The organism is Mesorhizobium sp. M1169, from assembly GCF_040318345.1.
Lineage (GTDB): Bacteria > Pseudomonadota > Alphaproteobacteria > Rhizobiales > Rhizobiaceae > Mesorhizobium.
Genome location: NZ_JAMYME010000002.1, coordinates 58,911 through 83,834 on the forward strand (window position 1 = coordinate 58,911; position 24,924 = coordinate 83,834).

At 62.5% G+C, this 24,924-nt stretch carries 25 protein-coding genes; 19 read left to right on the forward strand and 6 right to left on the reverse strand.

All coding sequences use genetic code 11. The annotated features are described in order from the left end of the window. Positions 1-10 precede the first annotated feature (10 nt). Positions 11-520, forward strand: coding sequence for a flavin reductase (locus NKH41_RS02180; protein ID WP_027027471.1), 510 nt, complete (start codon positions 11-13; stop codon positions 518-520). A 6-nt stretch (positions 521-526) separates the two neighbouring features. Here the strand turns inward: NKH41_RS02180 and hpaR are convergent, their stop codons facing one another. Further along, entirely contained in the window at positions 527-937 is a 411-nt protein-coding gene (gene hpaR, locus NKH41_RS02185; RefSeq protein WP_352539479.1) for a homoprotocatechuate degradation operon regulator HpaR, read from the reverse strand. A 224-nt stretch (positions 938-1,161) separates the two neighbouring features. Here hpaR and NKH41_RS02190 point away from each other — a divergent pair, with 224 nt between their 5' ends. Genes NKH41_RS02190 through hpaH form a run of 5 tightly spaced genes read left to right on the forward strand, consistent with a single transcriptional unit; the run spans position 1,162 to position 5,780 of the window. Next, positions 1,162-1,548, forward strand: coding sequence for a 5-carboxymethyl-2-hydroxymuconate Delta-isomerase (locus tag NKH41_RS02190; RefSeq protein ID WP_352767246.1), 387 nt, complete (start codon positions 1,162-1,164; stop codon positions 1,546-1,548). A gap of 14 nt (positions 1,549-1,562) precedes the next feature. Then, positions 1,563-3,080, forward strand: coding sequence for a 5-carboxymethyl-2-hydroxymuconate semialdehyde dehydrogenase (hpaE, locus tag NKH41_RS02195; RefSeq protein ID WP_352777000.1), 1,518 nt, complete (start codon positions 1,563-1,565; stop codon positions 3,078-3,080). Between the two features lie 15 nt (positions 3,081-3,095). Continuing rightward, a complete protein-coding gene (hpaD, locus tag NKH41_RS02200; RefSeq protein ID WP_352767243.1) occupies positions 3,096-4,076 on the forward strand; it encodes a 3,4-dihydroxyphenylacetate 2,3-dioxygenase in 981 nt (326 codons plus the stop codon). Between the two features lie 25 nt (positions 4,077-4,101). Continuing rightward, complete coding sequence (locus tag NKH41_RS02205) at positions 4,102-4,977, forward strand: fumarylacetoacetate hydrolase family protein (RefSeq protein WP_352767241.1); 876 nt, start codon at positions 4,102-4,104, stop codon at positions 4,975-4,977. Then, the gene (gene hpaH, locus NKH41_RS02210; RefSeq protein WP_352469635.1) at positions 4,974-5,780 is read left to right on the forward strand and encodes a 2-oxo-hept-4-ene-1,7-dioate hydratase; all 807 of its coding nucleotides are present in this window, start codon (positions 4,974-4,976) and stop codon (positions 5,778-5,780) included. Before NKH41_RS02205 ends, hpaH begins: the two co-directional genes overlap by 4 nt. A 369-nt stretch (positions 5,781-6,149) precedes the next feature. On the opposite strand, the gene NKH41_RS02215 is transcribed toward hpaH, so the two are convergent. Continuing rightward, positions 6,150-6,953, reverse strand: a complete 804-nt coding sequence (locus tag NKH41_RS02215; RefSeq protein WP_352612811.1) for an ABC transporter permease — start codon at positions 6,951-6,953, stop codon at positions 6,150-6,152. 83 nt (positions 6,954-7,036) lie between these two features. Here NKH41_RS02215 and NKH41_RS02220 point away from each other — a divergent pair, with 83 nt between their 5' ends. The 9 genes from NKH41_RS02220 (at position 7,037) to NKH41_RS02260 (ending at position 15,710) form a co-directional block, all read left to right on the forward strand. Next, positions 7,037-7,186: a hypothetical protein gene (locus tag NKH41_RS02220; RefSeq protein ID WP_352469632.1), complete on the forward strand. Its 150-nt coding sequence runs from the start codon at positions 7,037-7,039 to the stop codon at positions 7,184-7,186. A gap of 456 nt (positions 7,187-7,642) precedes the next feature. After that, positions 7,643-7,957, forward strand: a complete 315-nt coding sequence (locus NKH41_RS02225; RefSeq protein WP_023675522.1) for a helix-turn-helix domain-containing protein — start codon at positions 7,643-7,645, stop codon at positions 7,955-7,957. Next, positions 7,957-9,975, forward strand: coding sequence for a hydrogenase 4 subunit B (gene hyfB / locus NKH41_RS02230; RefSeq protein ID WP_352767322.1), 2,019 nt, complete (start codon positions 7,957-7,959; stop codon positions 9,973-9,975). The genes NKH41_RS02225 and hyfB overlap by 1 nt, the downstream gene beginning before the upstream one ends. Continuing rightward, positions 9,966-10,922, forward strand: a complete 957-nt coding sequence (locus NKH41_RS02235) for a respiratory chain complex I subunit 1 family protein (protein WP_023675520.1) — start codon at positions 9,966-9,968, stop codon at positions 10,920-10,922. The genes hyfB and NKH41_RS02235 overlap by 10 nt, the downstream gene beginning before the upstream one ends. Further along, positions 10,922-11,584, forward strand: coding sequence for a hydrogenase-4 component E (locus tag NKH41_RS02240; protein WP_023675519.1), 663 nt, complete (start codon positions 10,922-10,924; stop codon positions 11,582-11,584). Before NKH41_RS02235 ends, NKH41_RS02240 begins: the two co-directional genes overlap by 1 nt. Beyond that, entirely contained in the window at positions 11,581-13,032 is a 1,452-nt protein-coding gene (locus NKH41_RS02245) for a hydrogenase 4 subunit F (RefSeq protein ID WP_352767240.1), read from the forward strand. The genes NKH41_RS02240 and NKH41_RS02245 overlap by 4 nt, the downstream gene beginning before the upstream one ends. A gap of 18 nt (positions 13,033-13,050) precedes the next feature. Further along, positions 13,051-14,568, forward strand: a complete 1,518-nt coding sequence (locus tag NKH41_RS02250; protein WP_352767239.1) for a hydrogenase large subunit — start codon at positions 13,051-13,053, stop codon at positions 14,566-14,568. Positions 14,569-14,580: 12 nt separating this feature from the next. Beyond that, positions 14,581-15,120 (forward strand): NADH-quinone oxidoreductase subunit B family protein, encoded by a 540-nt coding sequence (locus NKH41_RS02255; protein ID WP_352767237.1) that lies wholly within the window; start codon positions 14,581-14,583, stop codon positions 15,118-15,120. A gap of 332 nt (positions 15,121-15,452) precedes the next feature. Next, positions 15,453-15,710 carry a hypothetical protein gene (locus NKH41_RS02260; RefSeq protein ID WP_352539285.1) on the forward strand — a complete coding sequence of 86 codons (258 nt, stop codon included), beginning with the start codon at positions 15,453-15,455 and terminating at the stop codon, positions 15,708-15,710. Positions 15,711-15,884: 174 nt separating this feature from the next. On the opposite strand, the gene NKH41_RS02265 is transcribed toward NKH41_RS02260, so the two are convergent. From NKH41_RS02265 to NKH41_RS02280, 4 genes are read right to left on the reverse strand one after another with little or no spacing between them, the layout of a single operon-like run. Then, positions 15,885-17,189, reverse strand: coding sequence for an NAD(P)/FAD-dependent oxidoreductase (locus NKH41_RS02265; RefSeq protein ID WP_352767235.1), 1,305 nt, complete (start codon positions 17,187-17,189; stop codon positions 15,885-15,887). Beyond that, positions 17,189-18,574: a glutamine synthetase family protein gene (locus NKH41_RS02270; RefSeq protein WP_352767233.1), complete on the reverse strand. Its 1,386-nt coding sequence runs from the start codon at positions 18,572-18,574 to the stop codon at positions 17,189-17,191. Before NKH41_RS02270 ends, NKH41_RS02265 begins: the two co-directional genes overlap by 1 nt. After that, the gene (locus tag NKH41_RS02275) at positions 18,567-19,862 is read right to left on the reverse strand and encodes a nucleotide disphospho-sugar-binding domain-containing protein (protein ID WP_352767320.1); all 1,296 of its coding nucleotides are present in this window, start codon (positions 19,860-19,862) and stop codon (positions 18,567-18,569) included. The genes NKH41_RS02270 and NKH41_RS02275 overlap by 8 nt, the downstream gene beginning before the upstream one ends. A gap of 5 nt (positions 19,863-19,867) precedes the next feature. Beyond that, positions 19,868-20,806 carry a GntR family transcriptional regulator gene (locus tag NKH41_RS02280; protein ID WP_352586687.1) on the reverse strand — a complete coding sequence of 313 codons (939 nt, stop codon included), beginning with the start codon at positions 20,804-20,806 and terminating at the stop codon, positions 19,868-19,870. A 231-nt stretch (positions 20,807-21,037) separates the two neighbouring features. Between NKH41_RS02280 and NKH41_RS02285 the strand changes: the two genes are divergently transcribed. The 4 genes from NKH41_RS02285 (at position 21,038) to NKH41_RS02300 (ending at position 24,908) form a co-directional block, all read left to right on the forward strand. Further along, on the forward strand, positions 21,038-22,102 hold the full coding sequence (locus tag NKH41_RS02285; RefSeq protein WP_352767231.1) for a polyamine ABC transporter substrate-binding protein: 1,065 nt from the start codon (positions 21,038-21,040) through the stop codon (positions 22,100-22,102). Between the two features lie 106 nt (positions 22,103-22,208). Next, positions 22,209-23,051, forward strand: coding sequence for an ABC transporter permease (locus tag NKH41_RS02290; protein WP_352767318.1), 843 nt, complete (start codon positions 22,209-22,211; stop codon positions 23,049-23,051). After that, positions 23,044-23,838, forward strand: coding sequence for an ABC transporter permease (locus NKH41_RS02295; protein ID WP_352539290.1), 795 nt, complete (start codon positions 23,044-23,046; stop codon positions 23,836-23,838). The genes NKH41_RS02290 and NKH41_RS02295 overlap by 8 nt, the downstream gene beginning before the upstream one ends. Further along, entirely contained in the window at positions 23,835-24,908 is a 1,074-nt protein-coding gene (locus tag NKH41_RS02300; protein WP_352767230.1) for an ABC transporter ATP-binding protein, read from the forward strand. Before NKH41_RS02295 ends, NKH41_RS02300 begins: the two co-directional genes overlap by 4 nt. The last annotated feature ends 16 nt before the right edge of the window (positions 24,909-24,924 follow it).

Here is a 24,924-nt window from a genome sequence, read left to right on the forward strand (position 1 = left end):
GGTCCCGGCCATGGAGCCACAAGTTGCAAGGCTGGAGTTCCGTGAGGCGATGGCGCGGGTCTGTGCGCCGGTCAACATCGTCACGACTGATGGTCCGGCCGGCCGCGGCGGCTTCACTGCGACCGCCATGTGCAGCGTTTCCGACGATCCGCCGACGCTGCTTGTGTGCATGAACGAGCGCTCGGCGCAGACCGGCCTGTTCCTCGCCAACCAGCGTTTCTGCGTCAACGTGCTGACGCAGTTACACACCCATCTGGCGGCAAAGTTCGCCGGTACGATCCGCGACATGGGCGAGCGCTACAATGCGGCAAGATGGCAGACCATGCCGTCCGGCATGCCGGCGCTGCTCGACGCCATCGTCAGCTTCGATTGCGAGATCGGCGACGTGAACAAGGTTGGCACGCACAATGTGATGTTCGGCCGCGTCGTCGACATCCGCCACGGCAGCGACGAGGCGGCGCTGCTCTATGTCGGCCGCAACTACATGCAGCCGAGCGCACTCGGCAGTTTTGGCGGGTAGAGGCTGTCAAGTCTGGTTTTCGGAAGATTCCGACTGGATCAGGCTTTCGAGCAGGTCGAGCAGGTGCTCATGCTGTTCGGCGCCGTAGCGCTGCTCGATCGCATCGTAGATGGCGATGCGCTCGGGCGACAAATCCTCGATCAGCGCCAGCCCGGCCGGGCTGATTGCGAGCAGCGCCCGGCGACCGTCATCCTTGACCTTGTTGCGGGTGATGAACTGCCGTTCCTCCATCGCCTTGATGATGCGGGTCAGGCTGGGCGGAAGGATCGAGGCGCGATGGGCAAGTTCGGTTGCCTCGAGCGGCCCGGCTTCGGCAAGCACACGCAGCACACGCCATTGCTGCTCTGTGATGTCGTGGCGGGCAAGCATCGGCCGGAAATGCGCCATGATCACTTCGCGGGCGCGAAGCAGAGCCATGGGCAGGGAGCGGCGGGTGCTGGGCGGTAGCAAGGTCAGGTCTCCAAAAAATTCCAATTCCGGTACGACTCGCACCACACAATGAGGCTCGGATCGCAGCTATATCCGCGATTTTGCCGGGGGCGGCAATCCCACCATCGGGAGCTGTACCTGCATAGAGAACGACACTTGACATTCCGCCGTCAAGATGTAATTCACATGTTAATTACAAGGTGGAGGAAACCTTGCCACATATGGCGATCGAATATTCGGCGAATCTCGACGCCAAGGTCGACATCAGCGCGCTTTGCACGCTGGTCGCTCGCACCATCCTCGAAACCGGCCTGTTCGAACATGGCGCGGTGAGGGTACGCGCTTTCCGCGCCGAGGCATACGCTATCGCCGATCGCCTCTCGGAGAACGGGTTCATCGACATGAACTTCCGCATCGGCAAGGGCCGCAGTGCCGACGAAAAGAAACGCACCGGCGAGGCGATCTTCACTACTGTTTCGGATCATCTCGCATCTCTGTTCACGACGCCGCATTTCGCGCTGTCGCTGGAGATCCGCGAGATCGATGCCGAACTAAGCTGGAAGAAGAATGCCATCCACCCGCGCCTGCGCGGCAAGTGACAGGAACCCATATCATGGCGGCATTGGACGACAATCTGAGAAAGGCCGAGGCCTATCTCGAGCGCTTCAGAAGCGCTGGCGTGCTCAACCAGATCGGCGGCGAAGCCGTGCCGGCCGCCGACGGCTCGACATACGAGACGCTGTCGCCAATCGACCTGAAGCCGATCGCCAAGGTGGCACGCGGCAAGGCCGCCGACATCGACCGCGCCGCCAAGGCGGCGAAGGCTGCCTTCCGCGACTGGGCGGCGATATCAGGCGACGCCCGCAAGAAGCAGTTGCACAAAATAGCCGACGCCATCGTCGCGCGGGCCGAGGAAATCGCTTTCGTCGAATGCATGGACACCGGCCAGTCATTGAAGTTCATGGCCAAGGCAGCGCTGCGCGGCGCGGAGAACTTCCGCTTCTACGCCGACCGCGCGCCGGAGGCCCGCGACGGCCACACGATCCGCGCACCGAACCAGGTCAACATGACGACGCGCGTGCCGGTCGGCCCGGTCGGCGTGATCACGCCGTGGAACACACCTTTCATGCTGTCGACCTGGAAGATCGCGCCGGCGCTCGCCGCCGGCTGTACGATCGTCCACAAGCCAGCCGAGTTCTCGCCGCTGACCGCGCGGCTTTTGGTCGAGATCGCCGAGGAGGCCGGCCTGCCGAAGGGCGTGTGGAACCTCGTCAACGGCTTTGGCGAGGACGCCGGCAGAGCGCTGACCGAACACCCCGACATCAAGGCGATCGGCTTCGTCGGCGAAAGCCGCACCGGCTCGATGATCATGAAGCAGGGTGCCGACACGCTGAAGCGCGTGCATTTCGAGCTCGGCGGCAAGAACCCGGTCATCGTCTTTGCCGATGCCGACCTGGAGCGGGCCGCCGACGCTGCCGTCTTCATGATCTATTCGCTGAACGGCGAGCGCTGCACCTCGTCCTCACGCCTGCTGGTCGAGGAAAGCATCTACGACAAGTTCACCGCGCTGGTGGCGGAGAAGGCCAAGCGCATCAGGATAGGCCATCCGCTCGACCCCGAAACCGTGGTTGGCCCACTGATCCATCCGGTGCATGAGGAAAAGGTGCTGTCCTATATCGAGATCGGCAAGTCGGAAGGCGCTGTCGTCGCCGCCGGCGGCGGCAAGTTCGCCGGTCCGGGCGGCGGCTGCTATGTCAGCCCGACGCTGTTCGTCGGCGCCACCAACAAGATGCGCATCGCCCAGGAAGAGATATTCGGACCCGTGCTGACCGCCATCTCGTTCAAGGACGAGGCCGAGGCGCTGGCGCTGGCCAACGACACGCAATACGGCCTGACCGGCTATCTCTGGACCTCGGACGTCACCCGCGCCTTCCGCTTCACCGACGCGCTCGACGCCGGCATGATCTGGGTCAATTCGGAGAATGTGCGCCACCTGCCGACGCCGTTCGGCGGCGCCAAGAACTCAGGCATCGGCCGCGACGGCGGCGACTGGTCGTTCGATTTCTACATGGAAACCAAGAACATCGCGTTCGCCACGGCGCCGCATTCCATCCAGAAGCTCGGCGGCTGACCGGAGACCCCAACGATGCCCTTGCCCACACCCAATCTCTACCCGGCATTCAACATCGTGCGGCTCAGCCACGTCGAGCTGGCTGTTACGGACCTCGGTAAGTCGCGCGCGTTCTATGTCGACACGCTCGGCCTGCAGGTGACCGACGAGACCAAGGACGCCATCTATCTGCGCGCCATGGAAGAGCGCGGCCACCATTGCATCGTGCTCAGGAAAGGTGCCGCGCCGGAAGCCCGCGACCTCGGCTTCAAGCTGTTTTCCGACGACGATCTCGACAAGGCCGAGCACTTCTTCAAAGCCAGGGGTCTGCCTGTGAAATGGGTCGAGCGGCCCTACCAGTCGCGTACCTTCCGCACCCACGACCCGCACGGCATTCCGCTCGAATTCTATTCCAGAATGGAGCGGCTGCCGCCGATCCATCAGAAGTATGCGCTGTACAAAGGCGTCAAGCCGCTGCGCATCGACCACTTCAACTGCTTCTCGCCCAATGTCGATGAATCGGTGGCGTTCTACAACGAGCTCGGCTTCCGCGTGACCGAGTACACGGAGGATGCCGCGACCGGAAGACTTTGGGCGGCATGGACGCACCGCAAGGGCGGTGTCCACGACATCGCCTTCACCAACGGCATTGGCCCACGCCTGCACCACGTCGCCTTCTGGGTGCCGACACCGCTCAACATCATCGATCTGCTCGACCTGATGGCCACCACCGGCTGGCTGCCGAACATCGAGCGCGGCCCCGGCCGGCACGGCATCTCCAACGCCTTCTTCCTCTATATCCGTGATCCCGACAATCACCGCATCGAGATCTATTGCTCGGACTACCAGACGGTAGATCCCGACCTAGAGCCGATCAAATGGGACCTCAAGGACCCGCAGCGCCAGACGCTGTGGGGCGCACCGGCGCCGAAGAGCTGGTTCGAGGAAGGCAGCACCTTTGCCGGCGTCGAGCCGCGCAAGTCCGATCTGGCGGCCTCGCCGATCGTCGCGCCGTGACGTCGGCTAACTGCAGGGGAAACAAATGAGCGCGGCACGTCTCGCCACCTTCACCGTTGGCGGCAAAACGCGCTACGGCGCAATCACCGACAAGGGCGGCGTCGACCTGTCGGCGCGACACGCACAGTGGCCGAGTTTGCGCGAGGTGATAGAGGCCGGCGCACTGCGACGGCTGGCGGAAGAGGCGGACGCTTTCGCCGCCGATTTCCCGCTCGATGCCATCGCCTACGAGATACCCGTCCCCTCGCCCGAAAAGATCATCTGCGTCGGCGTCAACTATCCGGACCGCAACGAGGAGTACAAGGACGGACAGGCCGCACCCTCGAACCCGTCGCTGTTCATCCGCTTCCCGCGCTCCTTCGTCGGCCATGGCACGCCCCTGGTGCGGCCGTCGGAATCGCCGCAGCTCGATTATGAGGGCGAGATCGTCATCGTCATCGGCAAGCGCGGCCGCAGGATCGCCGAGGCGGATGCGCTGGGCCATATCGCAGCACTTTCGCTCTGCAACGAAGGGACCATCCGCGACTGGGTGCGGCATGCCAAGTTCAACGTCACGCAGGGCAAGAACTTCGACCGGACCGGCTCTATCGGCCCCTGGCTTGTGCCGTTCACCGACGAGGCACAGATCGCTGACATCGCGCTGACCACGCGCGTCAATGGCGAGGTTCGCCAGCAGGACCGCACCGGCCGCATGATCTTTTCCTTCCGCAAGATCATCAACTACATCTCGACCTTCACCACGCTGGCGCCGGGCGACGTCATCGTCACCGGCACGCCGACCGGCGCTGGCGCCCGGTTCGACCCGCCAATCTGGCTGAAGCCGGGCGACGTGATCGAGGTCGAGGCCGACGGCATTGGCTTGCTCAGCAACGGCGTCGTCGACGAAGGGACCGGCCGATGATGACGCCGGAACAGGTCGAAGACGCGGCCGCGAGGCTGTTCGAGGCCGAGCGCGACCGTCGCCAGATCAGGCTGCTCAGCCTTGATTTCCCCGGGGCGACGATGGATGACGCCTATCTCGTCCAGGCGGCGCTGGTGAAACGAAAAGTGGCCTCGGGCCTGACGATCAAAGGCTGGAAGATCGGCCTGACCTCCAAGGCGATGCAGTCGGCGCTCGCCATCGACATTCCGGATTCCGGTGTGCTGTTCGACGACATGTTCTTCGATGACGGCGGCACTGTTCCAGCCGGCCGCTTCATCCAGCCGCGCATCGAGGCCGAGATCGCCTTCGTCATGAAGGCGTCGCTGGCCGGTCCGGACGTGTCGATCGACGACGTGCTCGACGCCACCGACTACATCACGCCGGCGCTGGAGATCCTCGACACCCGTATCGAGCGCGTCAACAAGGAGAGCGGCAGGATACGGACGTTCTTCGACACCATCTCCGACAATGCCGCCAATGCCGGCGTCGTCGTCGGCGGCCGTCGTGCCGGACCGCGCGAGGCCGACCTGCGCTGGATCGGCGCCATCCTGTCGCGCAATGGCGAGGTCGAAGAGACCGGGCTCGGCGCCGGGGTGCTCGATCATCCGGCGAAGGGCATCGCCTGGCTGGCCAACCGGCTGCATCAGTACGGCATGCAGATATCCGCCGGACAGGTCGTGCTGTCGGGCTCGTTCATCCGGCCCGTGGAGTGTCGCCACAGTGACACTATCGCTGCCGATTTCGGACCCTATGGAGCGATCCGCATCACCTTTGCCCGCTAGCGGCAATTCCTCCATAGCCCGCTGACCCGACTTGCCGGCGGCGCGCTGAAACAGAACCCGGAAGAGCCCGAAAGGGTGTCGGCACTCCTTGCCAGCCTTCAAAGTATCGGCGCCGAAATCCGGGTGCCGCGCGAACAACCGTTCGATGCCATCGCTTTGCTGGACGATCAGGATTAACTCGACTTCCATCGCTGGCCGCGTTCCTGAAAGGCTTTATTACGCGATAGACCACGATCCGCTGACGCGCTTTTGCGCTCCTGTTTCAATCCGAGCCGCTGTCCCGAGCCGCTGTGCAGTTTTGGGCAACATGCGTTTGATCGACAAACCCGTGGCCAGAAGCCGAGGGGTTCCTTGTCGGGACGGCCGGCGCTATCGATTCGAGCGGCCGAGCGCTGTGGACGCAATCAGCAAAACGATCGAGGCGGCGATCAGCACTGTGGCAGCAGCCGCGATGGTCGGCGTCAGTGTGTCGCGCGCGATGGTGAACATCTCGCGCGGCAAGGTGCGTTGTCCGGGACCGGCGAGGAACATCGTCACCACGACTTCGTCGAGCGAGGTGGCGAAGGCAAACAGCGCGCCCGACGCGATGCCCGGCAGAATGACCGGAAGCGTGACTTTGCGGAAGGTGAGGAAGGGTGGCGCCCCCATGCTGGCGGCCGCCCAGAGCAGCCGCCTGTCGAGACCGGTGAGAACGGCCGAGACGGTCACCACGACGAAGGGAACGGCGAGCGAGGTATGGCCGAGGATGAGGCCGGGAAGGGTCGCGGTCAGGCCGGCCATCGAGAAGACGAAATACATGCCGACGCCGACGATGACCACCGGCGCGATCATCGGCACCAGCAGCAAGGCGGAGATCGTGCGCCGACCTGGCAGATTAGGCGCCGCGAGGCCGAGCGCGGCCATGGTGCCTAGCGGCGTCGCCAAAAGTGTCGTCGAGACAGCCAGAACCAGGCTGTTGCGCAGGGCATCCATCCAGGTCTGCATCGAGAAGAACTCGCGGTACCATTTCAGCGACCAGCCGGTGATGGGAAAGGTGAAATCGCCGCTGCTCTTGAACGAGAACAGCACGATGATGATCAGCGGCGCCATGAGGAAAGCCAGCACCATCATGGCCGTCAGCCCGAGGCCGAAGCGGCCAAGCCGGCTGGTGGTGGTTGATCGCGGGGAGGACATCCGGGCCTCCTAGCGCAGACCGGCGCCGCTGCGGCTGAGCAGCGCGTTCTGGATGGCATAAAGCGAGAGCGTGACGACCAGCATTGTTCTTTCTCGGCGGCGTCGTCGGCGCTGTGGGTTTCAAGCATGTCGGCTTCGCGGCGACGTTGTTTCTGGCGGCCATTCTCCTCGTGCTGGCCTCCATGCCAGTCCTGGAGGACGTCTCCGTTCGCATGAGGCGGCTTTGGCAGTAGCGCTGCAGAGCTTTGCCGCATGCCAGATTTGGCAGCACATTCGCGAAGGCGCTGTTCCTGGATTTCGGCAGCTATCTGTTTTGGCCGATCCTGAAGCACGAACACGATGAGACCGGCCCAACGACAAGAGCAAGCGAACTCAGCCATACCCACTCATAGCGTAGAGTGAGGTCGAAGAGATAGCCGACGCGCCCGCGGCGGCTCCAATCGAGTGGCCGGCCGAGATAAGGGCCCATTGCCAGCCCCATCACGCGCAAATCCGAGATGGCTGGCGACAAGACTGGCCGTGACGGGAATGGCCGCATGGCTTTGGTTCGAGGCAGGGCGTATCGCCCGGTTTTCTACAGCCTCAAGACAGATGCGTCACGCATCACTAATTGAATGCGCCGCATTTTAATATATGCTGCAAGACGTAGAGATAATATCTCAAAGCTGATCAAAAAGGGGGATGCGACCGTGATAACTGCTCCACAGTTGCGTGCCGCGAGGGCGCTCCTTGGCATCGACCAGCGCAGGCTTGCCGAATTGTCCGGTCTTTCCGTGCCGACAATTCAACGCATGGAAGCCAGCGAGTCGATTATTCGGGGTAACGTCGATTCTCTCATGAAGCTGATCGGGGCACTTGACCTCGCCGGCGTGGAATTGATCGCTGAAGGCGCCTCCAGCCAAATCGGCGGGCGCGGCGTGCGACTGAAAGCGGATTTTGACCCCGCCAAAATCCTTGGCGGAGTCGATACGGATGCCAAACTCCCCGTGAGGAGCGTGGCGTGATTTCGGGGGCCGCGGTCCTCCTGTGGGGCGTCGCTGCGCTCCTGGGGACTGCGGTGCTTGCGATTGCGGAAAGCCGCAGATCCGACTCGGGAACACGCCTGATCTACGGCTTGACGCTAGGTATATCGGCGGCCGTGCTCATGGTTCTCGCGAGCCGCGTCGCCGACAATCCCGTCACCCCGTCGACTGTGGTGTTACCTCTTGGATTGCCATGGATTGGCGCTCATTTCCGTTTGGACGCGCTGTCGACTTTCTTCCTCATCGTCGTCAACTTCGGCGGCTCCATGGCCAGTCTTTATGGCCTCGGCTACGGCAGGCATGAGTCTGCGCCGCATCGGGTGCTGCCGTTCTTCCCGGCTTTCCTAGCCGGAATGAACCTTGTCGTGGTGGCCGACGACGCCTTCACTTTCCTGCTTTCCTGGGAATTCATGTCGCTCGCCTCCTGGGCGCTCGTCATGGCGCACCATCGCAAGCAGGACAATGCGCGGGCGGGCTACATCTATCTCGTGATGGCGAGCTTCGGCACACTGGCGCTGCTGCTTGCGTTCGGCCTGCTCGCCGGATCCGATGGAACCTACACATTCGACGCGATGCGAGCCGCCGATCCCACCCCGTTCGCCGCTGCTTTCGTCCTGGTTCTCACGCTGCTGGGCGCCGGCTCCAAGGCCGGACTCGTCCCGCTGCACGTCTGGCTGCCACTCGCCCATCCGGCCGCGCCAAGCCACGTCTCGGCTCTCATGAGCGGCGTGATGACCAAGGTCGCAGTCTATGGCTTCATACGCGTTATTTTCGATCTGCTCGGTGAGCCGGCATGGTGGTCGGGTGTTAGCGTGCTTTTCCTTGGCGGCCTGACGGCGGTTCTCGGCATCCTCTACGCGCTGATGGAAAAGGACCTGAAGCGACTGCTTGCCTATAGCACCATTGAAAACATCGGCGTCATCTTCGTAAGCCTTGGTCTCGCGCTCGCTTTCAAGGCGAACGCCATGCCATCGGCTGCAGCGCTGGCCCTCACCGCCGCGCTGTTCCACGTCCTCAACCACTCCTTTTTCAAGAGCCTGCTGTTTTTCGGCGCAGGCGCCGTGCTGACGGCAACCGGAGAGCGGGATATGGAGAAGCTGGGCGGTCTCATCCACCGCATGCCCTTTACAAGTTTTGCCTTTCTCGTCGGTTGCGTCGCGATCTCGGCACTTCCACCCTTCAACGGCTTCGTCTCCGAATGGCTGGCCTTTCAGGCCATATTGCAGAGCCCCGATCTGCCACAATGGGGACTGAAGGTCATGGTGCCCGCCGTTGGCGGTCTGCTGGCGCTGTCGGCGGCACTGGCCGCGGCCTGTTTCGTAAAGGCGTTCGGGATTACATTCCTCGGCCGGCCACGCTCGGCCGCGGTGGAACTGCCGCATGAGGTCGACCGCTACTCGCTGGCGGCAATGTTCATTCTCGCTGCCCTTTGTCTCCTGGCCGGCATTCTGCCCGGTCTTGTGATAGACGGCCTCTCATCGGTGACACTGCCACTGATCGGCAGTCGGATGCCTGTGCAGGTGGCCCAGCCCTGGCTGTCTATCGTGCCGATTGCAGCGAGCCGCAGTTCCTACAACGGCCTGTTGGTGTTCCTGTTCATCGCCTTTTCCGCATCCGCTGCGGCATATGTGATCCATCGCTTTGCATCACATGCACTCCGTCGGGGTCCCGCCTGGGGTTGTGGCTTCCCGGATGTGGTCCCGAGCTCGCAGTACACGGCCGTCAGCTTCGCGCAGCCTATCCGCCGCGTCTTCGGCACGTTCGTATTCCGTGCAAGGGAAACCGTCGAAATGCCGGCACCTGGCGAGACCGGTCCGGCTCGTCTGAATGTCGAAATGCATGATGTGATCTGGGAGACGCTGTACCTGCCTATCGGCCGGGCCCTCGACTTTGCGACCGACCACCTCAACCATCTGCAGTTCCTGACGATCAGGCGCTACCTGACCCTCGTCTTTCTCTTTCTCATTGTCCTGCTCCTGGTGCTCGCACTATGGCCGTGATTCTCGAGTTGGCCGTTCAAGGCGCGCAGATGGCGCTGGTGCTTTTGCTGGCGCCGCTCCTGACCGGATTCGTGCGCAAGGTGAAGGCACGGCTCTTGCGCCGCCAGGGTCCTTCCCTGATCCAACCTTACCGCGATCTCTTGCGGCTGATGCGCAAGGAAGTCGTTCTGGCGGACAACGCATCCTGGCTGTTTCGCGTGACGCCCTATCTGATCTTTGCCACCACCTGGGTCGGCGCGGCGCTCATCCCGACATTCGCCGCCGGCCTCACATTCAGTTGGACCGCCGATCTCATAGCCATTGTCGCACTGCTGGGAAGCGCCCGGTTCTTCCTGGCGCTGGCAGGCATGGACGTCGGCACGAGCTTCGGCGGCATCGGCTCGAGCCGCGAGGTGATGATCGCTTCGCTGGCCGAACCCGCCATGCTGCTCATCGTGTTCAGCCTGGCGCTCGTCGCGGGTGCTACGCAACTCTCAACGGTCGCCGCCTTCATGGGGTCACCGGAGGTTGGCTTGCGGGTGTCGCTCGGGATGTCGCTCATCGCCCTCGTGATGGTGGCGATCGCCGAAAACGCCCGCATACCCGTGGACAACCCATCGACCCATCTGGAACTCACCATGGTTCATGAGGCGATGGTGCTGGAATATTCCGGTCGCCATCTGGCGATGATCGAGTTTGCCGCCTTCCTCAAGCTTCTGCTCTATGTGTCGCTGATTTCCTGCGTCTTCCTACCTTGGGGACTGGCGAGCGCCGGTGCAGGACTGGAATCCCTTGCTCCGGGTGTCGTCGCCTATGTCGGCAAGCTTGCCGTCTGTGGCGTTCTCCTCGCCGTGTTTGAGACTGCCATCGCCAAGATGCGCGTCTTCCGCGTCCCGGATTTCCTCGGGGCAGCGCTGATGCTGGCCCTGCTCGGCACGCTCCTGCTGTTCGTCTCACGGAGCCTCTGATGAACGGCCTCACCTTCGACATCGCTCACCTGCTCGCCGGCGGCCTGGTGCTGGTCAGTTTCATGATGCTGTATCAGGATCGCCTCTTTGCTCTGATCAACGTTTTTGCGCTTCATGCAATCGTGCTGGCCCTGTCCGTAGCTTGGCAGGCATACATTCAGGACGCGCATCATCTCTACGTCACGGCGGCAATCGCCCTCGTCTTCAAGGCGATCGTCATTCCTGTCGGGCTTCATCGCATCATTCAGCGGCTCGGCATCCATCGTGACGTCGAGACCGCCGTCGGCATCGGTACGACGATGCTTGCGGGGATAGGCCTGGTGACCCTGTCCATGGTCCTGATGCTGCGCGTCACTCCCGAGGCTGATCCCCTCGCCCGCGAGGACCTGGCTTTCGCGCTGTCCATCATTTTGCTGGGGCTGCTGGTGATGGTCACCCGCCGCAACGCCGTCAGCCAAGTTGTCGGATTCATGTCGCTCGAGAACGGTCTGGTCCTCGCCGCCACGGGGGCCAAGGGCATGCCTCTGGTCGTCGAGATCAGTGTCGCCTTCTCGATCCTTATCGCCTTCATCGTCATCGGAGTCTTCCTGTTCCGCATCCGCGAGAGGTTCGACTCGGTGGATGTCGGCGCGCTCGACGACTACAGGGGAGAACACCGTTGACCGCGTTTTCCCTCGATGCGGTGGCCGCCATTTTGCTGATACCGGTCTTCGCGGCCGCACTTCTGGCGGCGCTGCCGAAATACCGGATATCGGCGGGCGTCAATGTCGCTGCGAGCTTGCTGACCGTGCTCGCCGCACTGTCGCTTCTTGTCACCGACCGCCCGCAGCCTGGGCAGTATCTGCTCGTCGACGATCTCAATATCGTCTTCATCGTGCTCAACACATTCGTCGGCTTCACCACCAGCGTCTTCAGCGCTTCCTACATTGCCCACGAACTGGAGACCGGGCGGCTGACAGTCCCGAACTTGCGGTTTTATCACGCAATGTACCAGGTCATGATGTTCGGCATGAACCTGGCGTTCGTGTCCAACAATATTGGCTTGATGTGGGTGGCGGTGGAGCTTGCCACGCTGACCACCGTGCTCATGGTCGGCATCTACCGCACGCACGAAGCGCTGGAGGCAGCCTGGAAATATTTCATTCTGGGCAGCGTCGGCATCGCGCTCGCACTGTTCGGCACCATCCTCGTCTACATGGCTGCACAGCCGGTTGTTGGCGAGGGGACGAATGCGATGGTCTGGACGGTGCTCATCGCTCACGCCGCGCGCTTCGATCCGGCTCTGCTCAATGTCGCCTTCATCTTTCTGCTGCTCGGCTACGGGACGAAGGTCGGCCTTGCGCCCTTACATGCCTGGCTGCCAGACGCGCATGCTGAGGGTCCAACGCCGATTTCCGCAGTGCTGTCGGGCTTGCTGTTAAACGTCGCACTCTATGCCGTGCTGCGCTTCAAGCTGTTGCTCGCGGCAAGCCCGGAAGCGATCGCACCTGGGCCATTGATGATCACGATGGGACTGACGTCGCTTGTCTTCGCGGCCTTCATGCTCTACCGCCGCCGCGACATCAAACGCCTGTTCGCGTACTCCTCGATCGAGCACATGGGCATCATCGTGTTCGCCTTCGGCATAGGAGGCCCGCTCGCCAATTTTGCCGGGCTGCTGCACATGGTCATGCACAGCCTGACCAAGTCGGCGATCTTTTTCACGGTCGGCCACATTGCCCAGGTCAAGGGGACACAGAACATCGCCGAAATCCGGGGACTGACGGAAACACATCCTGCCCTTGGCTGGGCGCTCGTCATCGGCGTCGTTGCCATTGCCGGCCTCCCTCCGCTCGGTATCTTCATGAGCGAATTCCTGGTCGTGAGTTCGACATTTGCAAGACACCCTCTTTTGGCGATGCCCTTGGTTTTCGGGATTCTGCTCGCTTTCGGCGCCCTGCTGCTTCGACTGACCGGCGTCGCTTTCGGCGAACCGCGCGGCAGCACTGCACCCGCCGAGGCGTCCTACATTCCGATGTATTCCCACTTGGCGTTGGTGTTTGCCGCCGGCATCTATCTGCCGCCACCGCTGGTCACATGGTTCCAGCACGTCGCAAGTATCCTGGGGTGAGCAGAGGAGAGAAAGAGCATGCCCGCGCTGATCGACCTCATCCTTGCTGGCCAACGTGTCGAAAATCATTTCCCGTGGTCGCGCGCCGTGGTGACTCCGAAAAAATGGGGCTTTGCCGTCGAGCAACTGGCCGAGGGCCACTGGAGCTTGCTCGGCCTATGGGGTGAGCCAGGCGCCGTCCACATGGCACTTCTCGATGAAAGCGCCGGGGACATCGGCGTCGTCAGCCTGGAATGCCCCAGTGGCCGCTACCCATCGGTCGGCCGGCTGCATCCGCCCGCATTGCGGCTCGAACGTGCGGCTGCTGACCTGTTCGGGCTCCTGCCACAAGGCGCGCCTGATATGAGACGGTGGCTTGATCATGGCCACTGGGGTGTCAGCTATCCGTTGAGTACCCGCGTCCGGACGTCTGCTGCGACTGCCTTCCCGTACAGTTTCCTGCTTGCCGAGGGGGAGAGCCTGCATCAGATCCCAGTCGGGCCCGTGCATGCCGGCATCATCGAGCCGGGCCATTTCCGGTTCACGGCGAGCGGTGAAACGGTCGTCCGGCTGGAGCAGCGCCTCGGATACGCGCACAAGGGTATAGAAGGCCTGATGGCGGGGTCCGACATCGACCGTGCAGCCAAATTGGCGGGCAGAACCTCTGGCGACAGTACCGTGGCATACTCCCTCGCTTTTGCCCGCGCGGTCGAGGCGGCGCTGGGTGTCCAGGTTCCCCCACGCGCGGTCTGGCTGCGAGCGCTCATGGCCGAGTTGGAGCGCCTGGCCAATCATCTGGGCGACATCGGCGCTATCTGCAATGATGCCGCCTTCGCGCTCATGCATGCCCAGTGTGGGGTGCTGCGTGAGCGCGTATTGCGGGCAAGCGATGCTGCCTTCGGTCACCGTTTGATGCGCGACTGCATCGTGCCCGGAGGCGTGGCAAGCTTCCTGAGCGATGAGGGCACGACAGCGCTCAGGTCCCTGACCGCAGAGATCAGGCAGCGGTTTCCCGCGCTGGTCGAGCTCTACGACAACACGGCGTCGCTGCAGGATCGGACTGTCGCAACTGGCCGGCTGAAGGTGGAACTCGCTCGTCAATATCGCGCCGGAGGCTACGTTGGCCGGGCCTCCGGTCGGGACTTCGATGCCCGACGCAATCTCGCTTATCCACCCTATGGCGAACTCGCCTTCGATGTACCTCTCCTCCAGGAAGGCGATGTGAACGCCCGTGTATGGATTCGTATCCACGAGGTCGAACAGAGCCTGTCTCTGATCGAACAAGTCCTGCGACAACTGCCAGACGGACCGATCCGTGTCGATTTCGCGCAGACAAACCGATCGCATGAAGGCATGGCGCTCGTCGAAGGTTTCCGCGGCGACATTCTGGCCTGGCTGCGCATTGGCAAGGGCGGCTTGGTCGAGCGCTGTCACCTCCGTGATCCGTCATGGTTTCAATGGCCGCTCCTTGAAGCGGCGATCGAAGGAAACATCGTTGCCGACTTTCCGCTGTGCAACAAATCGTTCAACTGCTCTTATTCGGGCCATGATCTCTGAAGGCACGCTGTCATGCGCAAGCTTCTTTTTGAAAGCCTGATACGCCCCCCTCTCACCGAGCGTCCGCCGTTGGCAAGCAGCACGGCAGTCGACGAACTCGCACGCGCGCTCGATGGGGCTGCCCACAAACGATTGGGGCGAAGCCTGTCGATCCGGGCGGTCGATGCCGGTTCCTGCAATGGCTGCGAACTTGAGATGCACGCGCTGAACAACGCCTTCTATGACATCGAGCGTTTTGGGATCCGGTTCGTCGCATCGCCGCGCCATGCTGATGTACTGCTCGTCACCGGGCCGGTCACAAAAAACATGCGCGAGGCATTGAAGCTGACCTACGACGCAACCCCCAACCCAAAATGGGTGGTCGCACTGGGAGATTGCGCAGGCAATGGCGGCTGTTTCTCCGGCAGCTATGCGGTGGTGCGCGGAGTGTCCGAGGCCTTGCCTGTCGATCTGCACATTCCAGGTTGTCCGCCGCCGCCAATCGAAATTCTGAAAGGCCTGCTCGCCTTGCTTGACGGCGTGAATTCCAAGACTGGTGCTGCCCGAAGGTGACTATGTAGAGGCTTTGCCAAGGTTGGCCTTGTCGCTGCATAGATCCAACCGATGAGTAGCCGTGAGTTTAAGGGCATCAGCCAACGTCTGTCCCAAAATTGGAAGGCGCTCGGCGGCGAGAACGGCTAGAACGCCTGCTTTTTCGCCGGCAGCCCAGCGCTTTCGATCGAAGGGGACCGTTCCCTAGTCCGAAATGGTTACTTGCGCTGCAGCTAATGTAGTTACAATCTTGTGCAGTCGGAAGCTGCATGGGCCGGCCAGGCGCGAATACCGCCTTCGCCGGCGTCTCAAGGCAGTCGACCACATTTTTGCGGTGCTCTAAGGGGGAAACAATGAGATTGACGATTGTTTGCGCGGCAATTGTGATTGCCGTATCCACCGCCGCCGTTGCCCACGAGAAAAAGAGAGTGGTCAGTACAGAAGTAACGTCGGCCGGCGCCGACCTGTCGGGCAGCACGATCAAGAAAAACAGGGAAACAAAATTGGATTGCAGTTCAACCGGAACTGTCTCCAGCGCGATTTCGAAAGACAAATCGGAGCCGCGCCTGGGCTATGAAACAGTTAATCCTGCAATCATATCGATCTATTAGCTGAGGAAATAGCAGGCAGGTCTATCGGCGCTCAGGCTTCGGGAGCAGGGCACGAACCGACTCGCGACCATTGCCTGCGGACCATGTTCAAGCATCGATCAAGTCGGACGCTGCCGCGAAATCAGCTGTTAATCGCTTGGTGGCGGCGCTCGGCCTCATTGCGCATGCCTGCGCTCAATGTTTGATGCGGTCACGCATTGCGTACCAAAGCATGCCGAGCACATAGAGCGGGCCGCGCAGCGCCGTGCCGCCGGGGAACGGCAGCGGGCTTAGGGTCGAAAACAGATCGAGCCGCGAAGCATCACCGATGATCGCCTCAGCGAGCAACTTGCCCGACAGCGTCGACAGGATCACCCCCTTGCCCGAATAGCCATGCGCAAAATAGACGTCGCCATAGCGACCGACATGCGGCAGGCGCGATGTCGTCACCGAGACCAGCCCGCCCCAGGCGTGATCGATGCGGCGGCCGCGCAATTGCGCAAAGGTGTTTTCCATGTGCGGCCGCACGAAGCCGGCAATGTCGGCGGGCGGCGACGGCGTATAGCGCTCGCCGCCGCCGAACAGCAGGCGTCCATCCGCCGACAGCCGGTAGTAATTGACGACGAAGCGCGTGTCGGAGACGGCCACATTGCTTGGGATGACGTCGCTCGTGTCGCCCAGCGGCTCGGTGGCGATGATGTAGTTGCCGACCGGCATAATGCGACTGTTGACGCGCGGCTCAAGCCCGTGGAGCAGCGCATCGCCGGCCAGTACGACATGCCTGGCCCGGACCGAGCCTTTGGCCGTCGAAACCCGGGGGGAAGCTTCCCGCTCCAGCCGCAGCGCCACCGAATTCTCGTGGATGGTGACGCCCGCCGCAGCCGCGGCGCGAGCAAGACCGAGCGTGTAGTTCAGCGGATGCATATGGCCACCGAGCTTCTCGTACATCGCGCCGTGATAAGGTGTGTTCACCATTCCGCGCGCCTGCGCTGCCGACAGCATCTCGACATCATGAAAGTTCATCACCGTAGAAAGGCACTCGGCCTCTTCTTCGAGGTCGCGCAGGTCGGAACCGTTGACCGCACCAGCCAGATGGCCGGTGAGCCTGAGGTCGCAATCGATGGCATGGCGCTCGATCAGACCGAGCACGAGGGCCCGCGCCTCGAAGGCGAGATCGAACAGCGCCCTCCCCCGTTCCGGCCCATATAGCTTGACCAGCCCCTTGGCGCCCTTGCGCAGGCCGGGGATCATCTGGCCGCCATTGCGCCCCGACGCCCCCCAGCCGATCTTGCCGCCTTCGAGCAGCACCACCTTCAGGCCGCGTTCGGCTGCATGAAAGGCTGCGGAGAGGCCGGTACAACCGCCGCCGACCACCACCAGATCGGCGTCGACGTCGCCCTGCAGCGCCGGATGGTCCGGAGCCGGATTGGCCGTCGCGACATAGTAGGATTTGCCGATATCCAGGCCGGAGTTGAAGCCCCCAGAATTGAAGCCCATCATCACACCTTGAGCAGCAGATGGTCGCGTTCCCAAGAGGTGACGACGCTCTGGAACAGGTCGAGCTCAACGTTCTTGACGCGCAAATAGGTCTGGAAGAAATCCTCCCCGAGCACCGCCCGAAGCGGATCGCACGCAGCGAAGCGGTCGAGCGCCTCTTCCATGGTTTTGGGCAGCGTGCTCCTGCTGCGATAGGCATTGCCCGACGCTTCCGTCGAACGAGCGATCTTCTTCTCGACGCCGAGATAACCGCAAAGCAGCGAGCCGGCTATCGCCAGATAGGGATTGGCATCGGCGCCGGGCAGCCGATTTTCCACGCGCCGCGCGGTGCGCCCGCCGGTCGGCACACGCAGGCCGCAGGAGCGGTTGTCGTGCGACCACTCGATGTTGGCGGGTGCACTGTGGTTCGGTCGGATGCGGCGGAACGAATTCACGTTCGGCGCAAACAGCGGCATCACCTCGGGAATGTATTTCTGCAGGCCGCCGATGAAATGCCCGAACATCTCGGTGTCGGCGCCGTCACGCCCGGCAAACAGCGTGTTGCCGGCCTCGTCGACGACAGACATATGGAGATGCATTGAGCTGCCGGCTTGTGCGGCTATCGGTTTGGCCATGAAGGTCGCCTGCATGCCACCTTCCTGCGCGGCCTGGCGCGTCATTCGCTTGAACAGCAACACCTTGTCTGCCAGCGGCAGCGCGTCGCCATGCAGGAAATTGATCTCCAGTTGGGCCGTGCCCGATTCATGGATGAGCGTGTCGAGCGGCAGTCCGGCTGCGTCAGCATAGTCATAGAGGCGCCGGATCACCGGCTCGAATTGCTCCAGTGCCGCCATGTCATAGGGATGCTGCACGCTTTCGGAGCGGCCATTGCGCCCGACCGGCGCCATCACCGGCCTGTCGGGATCGGGATTGGGCGCGGTGAGATAAAATTCAAGCTCCGGCGCCACCACCGCCCGCCAGCCGCGCTGGCGATATAGATCGAGCACGGCCCGCAACACGTGCCGCGGCGAAGCCATCCACGGCCGGTCGTCCATGTGGAACGCATCGGCGAAGACATAGGCCTTGCCTGGCCCGCCACCGGGCGCCAGACAGAGTGTTGCGACATCCGGCACCATCCGCATGTCGGGGTCCTGGTAGGCGAACCCCTCGTCGACGGAACCGGAATAGCGGCCGTCGATGCTGACCAGGAACGCGCTGCTCGGCAGATAGAGTGCTCGGTCCTCGATCGCCTTGAGGAACTTGGCCGCTGGCAGGGCCTTGCCGCGCAGCACGCCGTTCATGTCGGGCACCAGGCACTCGACCTCGCTGACAGCGTGAGCGGCCAACCAGTCTTTCGGGTCGTTGGTGCCGTTCATGGTCGAGGCATCGGTTGTTGTGGTGTCAAGCATCAGGTCGGGTCCTTGCGAGAGCGAGAATGGCTTCGGCAGCCACGTCCGTTCCGGGTGTCAGCGCCATACGCACTGCATTCTCCCGGAGGCGTGCGCGCATTGCGGCATCGGCCATCAGGCCAAGAATGCTTCGCGCCAATTCGTCTTCCGTCCAGCCATCGCGGCTGATGTGGCGCCCGACGCCGGTTTCCTCGGCACGTTGCGCATTGTCATGCCCGTCCCAGCAATAGGGCATGACCAGCGACGGCACACCGAAACGCAGTGCTTCGCAAAAGCTGTTGTTGCCGCCATGATGAATGAAGAGGTCGCATTTCGCCACGACCGAAGGCTGTGGAAACCAGGCATCGAGATAGACATTGTCCGGAACGGCGCGATAGCTGTCGCGCAGACCTCCGGCATTGACAATGAAGCGGGCCGGCAGCCTGTCGAAAGCGGCGAGCATGCGCTGGATCAGGCCGACATCCATGGCGCCAAGACTACCGAAACTGACATAAACCAGCGGTCCGCCATTGCGCGGAAAGACCGGCACGTCGAACGGCCCTTCCGAGCGGACGCAGCCTTCGAGATAGACGAAGCTGGCAGGGTCGAGCGGCTCGGCGCGCTGCCTTCGCACAATCGTTGGGGTCAGCAGCAGATTGAGGGCGGGCGAAGGTTCCAGAAAAAGACCCGTCGGCAAGGGCGCAAGACCGGCGTCGGTCCGAAGCCGATTGAAGCGGTCATGGGCCGGAGCGACCGCTGCCAGGTAGCGCGCCTCGAACGCCGCGCGGCTCGGGTCGTCGGCGGCGAGACCGGACAGATAGGGTGGCACATTGGCATCGGGAAGCTCGGTTTCGGCGCAGGAGACGACGCGCACCCACGGGCAGCCGGCTGTCGCCAATGCCGGGAACATGACGACGTTGTCGAGCACCACGGCGTCCGGCTTCAGCCGCGCCAGCAATTGGCGCAGCGGCGCCTCGGCGTTGACCGCAGTGTCTACGATTGCTTGCCAGGTCGGGGCAACGTAGGTTTCGAGCTGATCGATGGGGCTCAGCCTGAAATGCGGCAGATGACGGCGCACGAAGGCCTGCCAGTAGCTCTGGCGTTCGCTGTCGGTCAACGGATCGTCAGTCGGCAACTGGTATTCCTGAAACCCATAGTCGGCGAACACGCCAGAAAAGCCGGCATGGCAGATGAACACCGGACGGGCGCCACGAGCGCGCAGGGCCTGCGCTATGCCAACGCAATTCAGCGCAGCGCCGAAGCTCGCTTCCGGAAACAGTGCGATGGTCGGGCTGCCTTTGCGCATGATCCTCGTTATTCCGGCCGGCTGATCATGCCGAACAGCGCGGGCGCCCCGCGACTGGCCGCCTGCGGTCGCTGGCTGCGTGAAAGCCGCAGATGGACCCGAAGCAGATCGGCTGCAACCTCGTACTGCTGGCTCTCCAGATGGTCGAGTATGGTCAGATGCTCGCGCAATGATTGCTTCAGCCGGAAGACATTGACGCCGGCATACGTTCCCGGCAGCCGGCGCAGCCTGAGATGATCGGCCAACGCCTCGGCGACGAAGCGGTTGGCGGAGCCACCGGCAATCATCCCGTGAAAATCGATGTCCAGCCGTTGGAACTCTCTGGAATCGAATGCCGCGTCGGGCAGAGCCAGCAGCATTTCCATGCCCTGTCGCAAGGCTGCCGCGCGCGTCCCATCCAGCCGGAATCCAGGCGCCAGAAGGGCGGCGGGTTCCAGCAACAGCCGGAATTCATAGCTCTCCCCTTGTGCGCCAGGATCGTCCGGCACTCTCCTGAAAAGCCAGGACTGCCCCGGCGCGCGGTCCAGAAGATTTTCCTCGGCCAGTTTCTTCAGCGATTTTAGTACCGTCCTGCGCTCGGCATTATACCGTCGCATCAGCGCGCCGACGGTGACCGTCTGGTCCAGCCGGCGCGCCGAGCGGTCTCGCAGGATCATGTCGGCAAGTTCATCCTCCTCGGCGCTCGGCAGGTCGGCGGCGACGGTCGCCTGGCTTGTGAGGTCTACGGCCAAGCGATAGCCGGACTCAGCCTCCCATTGAACTACGCCTTTTTCAGTGAGCAGACGCAGCGCGGCCCGCACCGGAGTTCGGGATACATTGCAGAGCGAAGCGATCTGCTGCTCCGGGAGATGAGCGCCGGGTTCAAAGCCGCGTTTCCGGGCCACATCGAGAATGCGCTGTGCCAAGTCGAGATGGTTGGTGCGGGGACGTCGGGCTGCAACTTGCATGGCAATTCTCATGAAGGACGGGCGGCGGAGGTTTGGCCGATTGCCCTTGCGGATGCGATCGGCCGGGATTCACCGTAGTTTGACAAATTATGGATTGACGTACTTTTTTCTGCAATAGTACTGTGAGATCAATCGGCAATAAAAAGACCGGGGAACAGGATCAAAGCGGCTACGGCTGCAAGCGCTGGTCCGACGACTAAGTTCGATGATCAACCAGAATGGGAGTCTGTCATGACCACCACCACCCTGCGGCACCGTCCGTTAAGGAAATCCTTGATCGCACTTGGCCTTGGCCTGACGCTGTCAGCGCCGGCGACTGCCTCCGACCTCGTTATCTCCAACTGGGACGGCTACATGGCGCCGGATGCCATGAAAGCTTTCAAGGCGGCGACCGGTGTCTCCGGTGAAGTCGTGGTTCACGCCACTAACGAGGAGATCATGGGCAAGCTCGTCGCGTCCGGCGGCAAGGGCTATGACGTGGTCTTCGTCTCCTCGCCCTTCGCCGAAGTGCTGAACAAGCTCGGCCTGATCGAGGCGATCGACCATGCCAAGATCCCTAACCTCGCCAATCTCTATCCCGAGGCGGCGAAGCTGCCGCACGACGCCGGCAACAATTTTTCCGTGCCCTACACTTGGGGCACCACCGGCCTTTGCTACCGTTCGGATCTGGTGAAGGCGGAGCCGGTCAGCTGGAACGACCTTCTCGCCCCGTCCGATGCGCTCAAGGGCAAGACGACGATGCTGGCGACCGACCGCTGGCTGCTTGCCGCCGGCCAACTCGCCAAGGGCTATTCGGTGAACGAGACCGATCCGGCAAAGCTCGGCGAAGTCAAGGACCTGCTGATCTCGGCCAAGAAGACTTTGCTGGCCTATGACGACACGACCTTTTATTCAAAGCTGGTCTCGGGCGAGGCGCTGATGGTTCAGGCCTGGGATGGCTGGTGCAATTACGGGATCGCCGAGAATCCACAAATTAAATACACCATACCGAAAGAAGGCTCGGATCTCTGGGTCGATACGATGGTCGTGATGAAGGCATCGGCCAACAAGGACGCCGCCTTCCAGTTCATCAACTTCATGCTGGACGCCAAGAACCACGCCTGGGCGGCCCAGAACATCGACTACAAGGTACCGAACAAGCCGGCTATGGAAAGCCTGCCGGCGGATTTTCTCGCCAAATTTCCCAATATGAGCATGCCGGTGGCAGAGTTGGTCAAGTTCGAGCAGTTGCGCGATGTCGGCGATGCCCAACGCGACTACTCGAAGATCGTCAGCGAAATCAAGGCCGCGCAATAACCGACATCAAAATCAGAGATCCCGGTCGACGGCGGGGTTTTCGCCGCCGACCGTTGAATGCGGTACCGCAATCTTGTCCCAAACAAGACTTCGCTCATTCTTGCTGATGACGCCGGCGCTGGCCTGGCTCACCGCCTTGATGGTCGTGCCATGCGCGCTGGTGCTGGCGCTCGCCTTCTTCCGGCGCGGCATCTATGGCGGCATCGATTACACTTTCACGCTGGAGAATTTCGGGCTGGTGTTCGACCCGCTCTATGCCGGCATCTTCCTCAATTCGGCGCGCATTGCCGGCACGGCAACCCTGGTCGCGGTGGTGATCGGCTATGCCGCCGCCTATGCGACCGCGGCAGCACCCCGGCAACTGCAGCCGGTGTTTCTGTTCTTTGCCGTCTTGCCCTTCTGGTCCAACTACCTGATCCGTACCTATGCCTGGATCGTGCTGCTCAACCGCGAAGGGCTGATCACACAACTGCTGCGCTGGTTCGGCTACACCGGCGAGCCGCCGTCGATGCTTTATACCGAAGGCGCCGTCATCGCCGGTCTGGTCTACAACTATCTGCCCTTCGTCATCCTGGCCTGCTACACGCCGCTGTCGCGGCTCAATCCGGAGCTCGCAGAGGCCTCGCGCGATCTCGGCGCGTCGGCCGTGACCACATTTCGCCGGGTCATCCTGCCACTGACCGTGCCGGGTATCGCCGCCGGCGCTGTTTTCGTCTTCGTGCTGTCGATCGGCAATTTCGTGACCCCTGCTCTGCTCGGCGGTGGGCGCTTCCAGATGATCGGCAATGTCGTCTACGAGCAGTTCCTGACCGCCAATGACTGGCCCTTCGGTGCGGCACTGGCAATGGTGCTGATCGCCATCATGCTGCTGGTGCTGACGGCGCAGGCCCTGGCTGCTGATCGCGCCTCGGGCCGTGCCGCCGAAGCGAGAGGAGGCGCCGATGGGTGAGCGCTCCCTCGCCACGAGGCGCGCGCTCTGGCTCGTGCTTTCACTGGTCCTGGCCTTCCTCTACATCCCGATCGCCGTGCTGGTGGCGCTGTCGTTCAACCAAGGCGGGCTGCCGACCGTCTGGTCGGGCTTTTCGCTGAAATGGTATGTCTCGCTAATCGGAAACGCCGCAATCCTTTCTGCCGCGCTCAACACATTGATCGTGGCGCTTGTCTCGACCGCCATCGCCACGCTGCTCGGCACGCTGCTGGCGATCGGCGTCGAAATACGCCGGCAATACGGCAAAGGTCTCGAGGCGCTGATCTTTGCGCCGATGATCATTCCCGACATCGTGCTGGCGATCGCGCTGCTCAGCTTCTTCTCGATGCTTGATCTCACCTTGGGCCTGCACACCATCATCCTCGCCCATGTCGTCTTCAATCTCGCCTTCGTCTGCTCCGTGGTGCGCGCGCGGCTGAAAAGCTTCGACTGGTCGATCGTCGAGGCCTCTGCCGATCTCGGTGCTTCCGCGCTCACGACATTTCGGCGGGTGATGTTGCCGGTGATCCTGCCTGCCGTCGTCGCCGGCGCGCTGCTCGCCTTCACCCTTTCGGTCGACGAATTCATCATCGCCTTCTTCACCGCCGGCGCCGGCCGCGCCTCGACCACGCTGCCGATGCAGATCTATTCGATGATTCGCTTCGGCATCACGCCGGAGATCAATGCCTTGGCGACTATCGTCATGGCGGTCTCAATCACCGCGCTGACCCTGTCGCAGCGGCTCAACCGTGGGGTGATCGGCCAATGAACGAGCCCCGCACGCTGCTGGCGATCGACAACGTGTCGAAGAAGTTCGGCCGGGTGACGGCGGTCGACGGCGTTTCGCTGGATATCCGCGAGAACGAGTTCTTCGCTTTGCTTGGACCTTCGGGCTGTGGCAAGACAACGCTGCTGCGCATGCTGGCCGGCTTTGAGACGCCCAATGACGGGCGCATCCTGCTCGACGGCCGCGACATCGCCAGGACCCCGCCCAATAAGCGGCCAGTCAATCTGATGTTCCAGTCCTATGCGCTGTTTCCGCATATGAGCGTCAGGGCCAATGTTTCCTACGGCCTCGAAATGGAACGCTTGCCTGCAAAGGAAATCCGCTCCCGTGTCGACGCCATTTTGGCGACGACCGAACTCGTTGCCTTCGCCGACCGCAAGCCGGAGCAATTGTCCGGCGGCCAGAAGCAGCGCGTCGCGCTTGCCCGAGCGCTGGCCAAGCGACCACGGCTGCTTCTGCTCGACGAGCCTCTCGGTGCGCTCGACAAGAAATTGCGCGGGGCCATGCAACTCGAGCTGAAGCGGCTGCAGCACGAGGTCGGCATCACCTTCGTCATCGTCACCCATGATCAGGAGGAATCGCTCGTCATGGCCGACCGTATGGCAGTGCTCAGGGACGGCAAGCTGCTGCAATGCGATACACCCCATGCGGTCTACGAGCATCCGGGGGACCGTTTCGTCGCCGACTTCATCGGCGTCATGAATTTCGTACCGGGCAAAGCCGCCGGCGATGGCGTGCTGGCAAGCAACGGCATGCGGATCGCCGGCGATGTTCCCGCAACAATTTCGCCCGGCGCTGCGGCGGTAGCTTCAGTGCGGCCCGAACGCATCCGGCTGTTCCCGTCGGCAGAAACGGCCAACCGTATCTTCGGCGCGGTCGAGGCGCTGGCCTATCAGGGACTCGATCTGCAGCTGCACGTCCGCACCGCCCTGTCGCCAAAGCCGTTCCTGGTGCGCGTCACCGCCGACGCCGCCGACCGCCGCCCGGTCTCGTCGGGCGATACAGTCGAGCTCGGCTGGGATGCGGCTGACGTCAGAATTTTCGCGGATTGATCGAAGGAGAACCTCT